The 4,444-nt window shown below is 37.0% G+C and carries 4 protein-coding genes; all 4 read right to left on the reverse strand.

Annotated elements, in window-relative coordinates:
* Positions 1-96: 96 nt before the first annotated feature.
* Positions 97-1,434 (reverse strand): hypothetical protein, encoded by a 1,338-nt coding sequence (locus FJR38_RS07240; RefSeq protein WP_168536187.1) that lies wholly within the window; start codon positions 1,432-1,434, stop codon positions 97-99.
* Between the two features lie 221 nt (positions 1,435-1,655).
* The gene (locus FJR38_RS07245) at positions 1,656-2,939 is read right to left on the reverse strand and encodes a bifunctional oligoribonuclease/PAP phosphatase NrnA (RefSeq protein WP_168492993.1); all 1,284 of its coding nucleotides are present in this window, start codon (positions 2,937-2,939) and stop codon (positions 1,656-1,658) included.
* Between the two features lie 651 nt (positions 2,940-3,590).
* Positions 3,591-4,088 (reverse strand): HNH endonuclease, encoded by a 498-nt coding sequence (locus FJR38_RS07250; protein WP_168492995.1) that lies wholly within the window; start codon positions 4,086-4,088, stop codon positions 3,591-3,593.
* 96 nt (positions 4,089-4,184) lie between these two features.
* Positions 4,185-4,444 (reverse strand): TSUP family transporter (locus tag FJR38_RS28275; RefSeq protein ID WP_254449379.1); only part of this gene is annotated, 260 nt, incomplete at its 5' end.

The raw sequence follows: 4,444 nt of genomic DNA on the forward strand, positions 1-4,444 counted from the left end.
ATTTTTCTAAATAATATCTACATCATACCACTATTGAAACCTTGACCACTTGTTAATTAGCGATAGCGAAGCACTGCTGCAAGCAAATCGCACTCATCACCATAAAAGTAACTCATCAGATGGTGGAAATATACCCTTAACTATCAGTTGACCTTCTGGGTGTAAAGAAACAATATGTCTGAAAATACCTGATGCTTGTTTTTCAAGCTGACCATACTGTGTGCCATCCTCTTTTATCTGAGCTAACAAGTAGTGATGGCCTTGCTGGTAACAATAATGGTCATCTATCGGGATAGAAATATCATCATTCTGTAGAGTAAGTGGTATCGGCTCATCAGAAACTGTTCCAATAAAGATAGTTGTAGAAATAGGTGGACTACTTGGATTGTAGAGTTTAAGCCATCGCTCACACTCAGGACTATCAATAAGGAATACACAATGATTTATAAATGTTGAACCTTTCTGACCATCTGTTACAACAGTTGGTTGATAAAAAATAACTAAACCAATAGGTGAATTCTCTCTTTCTTGAAAGTATTGTGTAGCCCATTCTTTGCATAATTTAATAGAAGCTGAACTTGGTATGTCAATAAATACCATTCTTGTTGTTAGTGGATGAATACTTCTAGAGTGTTTTGTGAAATTTGTATAAGCATCATCTAGCTTGTCATAAAGGTTTTTATATTCATTTTTGTGGTATGGAGAGCATACTATAAATGTATATGATCGGTGTGTTTCACTAAACTGATAATTCTCAAACGGTAAATTCTGGATTTTAATACTCCAACAACTCTTTTCAAGGTCTTCAAATGAATCATCAGTTCCATTCTGAACAGAGTTCAGTATTTCTGGTAATCTTTGTTTCAAAATTTCCCAGTCAGATTGAGTTGGATAATTTTTTGCAAATACATAGAACCCAACTGCGTTTAGTTGGTGTTCAGAAAGAGCTTTTACAAGTTGAGCCTCAACTATACTACATTGATTATTAAATTCTTGCTGGTGGCTAGACATACCATAGCTTTTAACAGAAATCTGAATTGAGGCATTTCTTGGTAGAAAAACTGTTCCATCATAACCAGGGTTGGAATTAGCAGCAGGTTTTATAGAAACACCTTCTCCATCAAACAGACTTAGAGCAAGTAACTCAAATAATGCTCCACGTCTATTATTTTTATCTTCTTGTTTAATGAGTTTTACCTGTTCAGATACCCAATTAGGAGCAACTGTTTTTAATATTTTGAGAGAATTTCCTAATAGTAGCAACTCACACGTAGAGAGCCAATCTTGTCTTTGCCACAATTGTTGAACTGGGTTACTATTTCCTGTATTTAACCACTCTTCACCAAATTCCGATACTAATATGGCAAGCATTTTATTTAATTTATCAATAGGAACTTCATAAATAGGATTTTGTCTACCAACCAAGTAATTCATTTTTTTATCAATCCTTTGAGAAAAAGTTATTAGACACACATCGTTTTTTAGTTAATCGCTCACCAGATAAGATGACAATTATTCCTCACTATAAGGATAAAATTTAAAATCTCATCAACAGTAAAAAGACAAATTTCCAGTTAAGATTTTACTGCCAAGAAATTCATTTGCATGGGTTCAGCACGGCTAAACCCTAAATCACTAAAGTTTTTGCATCTGTTTTAAGACTGAATGGGATTATCTCTAGGATTTACCAATCTCAACAATTTCTGCTTAATTTGTGCGTCATAAACTTCCCATTTCATTTTCGCATAAGCCGAATTTTCGTTACCACCAGATAAGAAACCCATGGGAATTTCAAAGCCTCCCGCACCTGTTCTTCCACCACCAAAAAATCGCCCGCTGCTATCTTGTCCAAAGGCTTCTTTGATAAATTCATCAGGATCTAAGGTAAGTTTTGTAGTTCTCAGAGAACCTATGACTACTTCTAGTTCGTCATCTTCATCATGAACAATGCCATAAACTACTGCTGTATGCACATTTTCTTCAGTGACGAGAAAATCAGCGGCTTGGGGAATTGCGTCCCGGTCATCATAGCGCAAGTAACCAACACCAGCTATGGAAAAGTTATTTTGAACGATGCGGTTTTTAAGCGATCGCTCGATCACATCCATTACCCGTTTAGAACGATTTGCTTGTAAAATAGCATTTAGTAACTGAGCATCATAGAATCTGCTCAGATACCCAGCAGCCATAAAATCTTCTTCTTGGGCTTGCATTAACCGATTTGTATCTGAGCGTAAACCGTGCATTAAAGCTGTAGCACATTTGACGTGCTGGCTAATGCTGTTGTCTAAAGTCAGCAACCCTGCTTGTAAGTATTGAGTAAAAATTGTGGCAGTTGCTCGCACATAAGGACGAACATCAACAAATTCTGATTTGAGTTCCCCTTGTAAACTATGATGATCCACTAACACGACTAGAGGAATTCCGGCTTGTTGTATTGCGGGTAATAACTGAGAAGTAGTTCCCTGGTTGTCAATTAACACAAATCCTTGATAAGATGACAAATCTTTATTTTTTAAGGTTTGCATTGTCCAGCGTTGAGCCGGTAAATTAGTGAGCTTAACTAGAGCAATATTTTCTTGGTGGCTTAAAGTTCCTGCATAAATAATGTCACACTTGATATCATACTGTTGAGCAATTAATTGGTAAGTCCAAGCACAGGAAAGCGCATCAGGGTCAGGAAAATCTTGTAAAATCACTAACTGGCGCTCATGGCGATGTCCAAGTAGGGTTTTTTGTAACTCTTCGGATTTCTGAGCCGCTAGGGAATTGCCACGTTGGGCTAAATAGATACTACCATCACCATTAGAGGATGATAAGGTAGCTCTGGTTAAAGGAGGAAGTTCAATTAGCTCTTTCTCTATTTCTACTTCCTCCTGTTTTGGATCTGTGGCTAATGATAAACTTTCAAGTTGAGAAGGCGGATAATTCACGTACATAAGGAACTGTATTTCTAAATGTGAAAGGTTGTGTTATCCATTTAGATATAATCCAAGTGATCATGCGCTTGTTTAGCTACAGGAGACTTGGTAAAAATCTAAAATTAATTTTGGCACTGTGTAGGGGGTTTATTTTCTGTCAATAGCATGAGTCAAGGATCTATTACATCCACCTACAGTGCATAGAGATGCTGGAAATCAAGTATGTCGTAAGACTTGGAAGTATATTCGACCTCAAATTTTGTGCTTTTGTCGAAACAAATATGCAGATTTTTACGAAAATTGAATAATCATCTTGAATATTTATTTGACTTGTGGTAAAATCTCTATTCTGTATGCAAATTTATTTTTCAATTTCTCAGTGGCGAATCGTGTAATTATAATTGTAACAAATTATCAGTTAAGAACAAAAGCTATCTATATATCGTTGTTTGGAAACAAGACAGAGATTCCCTAAGATCAAGATATTCAAAATGTCAAGTTCTGTGGACATAAAAATATCAGCTTAGTGGAAATTGACCATAAGCTGTTGTTAGCCCTAACTTAAAACAAGTAAAAACCGTACTTGTAGCTACTGCTAATGACTTTAGTCAGGCAGATTTTGTACAGGTGAAGTCTTCCCTGAATTTTTGTAGTTGATTGGGTGTAATATCAAAGACCTATGACATATTTTTGCCACTCTTGATGAAGTCCACTTTTCAGATGCTTTGTTACCTCAAAGTAGAGACTACTGTAAGGTTGACGGGGTAAATGACGCAAAGGCATCCGGGCTTCATGCGGTGTCCGACAACCTTTTTTGACATTGCAGCGGACACAAGCAGTGACGATATTTTCCCAAGTATCACCTCCTCCACGCGATCGCGGCATCACATGATCTAAGGTCAAACCATCCCCTGTGTAACCACAATATTGACAAGTATGGCTATCACGATGCAATATATTTCGACGGGTGAGAGGAATTTCCTTATAAGGAACGCGGACATAGTGGCGCAACCGGATAACGGTTGGTAGCGGGAAATCCGAGTAAAGGAATTTGCCGTTGTATTCTAAGCGTTCAGCCTTGCCTTTAATCAACAAAACCGTGGCCCGTCGCCAACTGGTAATGTTGAGCGGTTCGTAAGAGGCGTTCAGGACTAAAACCTTCCCCATGAATCTGCGCTCAAGGTATTAGTTTTAAATATACTAACACACATATCCTCTTCTTGGGATATGAGAATAATTTATACATAAGGGATAAATTGACTTTTAGCTGGTTGGCTTATGCTTTGCTAACTTCAGGGCGGATAAGAAGAGGATTGTACCTAAGATTAAATATAGCTGAGAACTCGATACATATTTCAACAAATTACTACCTACAAAAGCACCAAGAATTGAACCAGCAGCCATAAAAACAATAAATTTTTGATCTGATTTAATTTCCTCTAATCTTTGCTGACTTCTAAATTTAAACAAACCCATCATAATAGTGGGAATGCTGATTGCTAGGCTCAAACTTCCTGCTAATT

This window comes from Anabaena sp. UHCC 0253 (genome assembly GCF_009712085.1).
In the GTDB taxonomy this organism is placed as follows: Bacteria; Cyanobacteriota; Cyanobacteriia; order Cyanobacteriales; family Nostocaceae; genus Dolichospermum.

What these genes read in the sequence shown, in the direction of transcription:
- FJR38_RS07240 (WP_168536187.1), bottom strand. Translation starts at nt 1,434, where the DNA reads ATGAATTACTTGGTTGGTAGACAAAATCCTATTTATGAAGTTCCTATT.
- FJR38_RS07245 (WP_168492993.1), bottom strand. Translation starts at nt 2,939, where the DNA reads ATGTACGTGAATTATCCGCCTTCTCAACTTGAAAGTTTATCATTAGCC.
- FJR38_RS07250 (WP_168492995.1), bottom strand. Translation starts at nt 4,088, where the DNA reads ATGGGGAAGGTTTTAGTCCTGAACGCCTCTTACGAACCGCTCAACATT.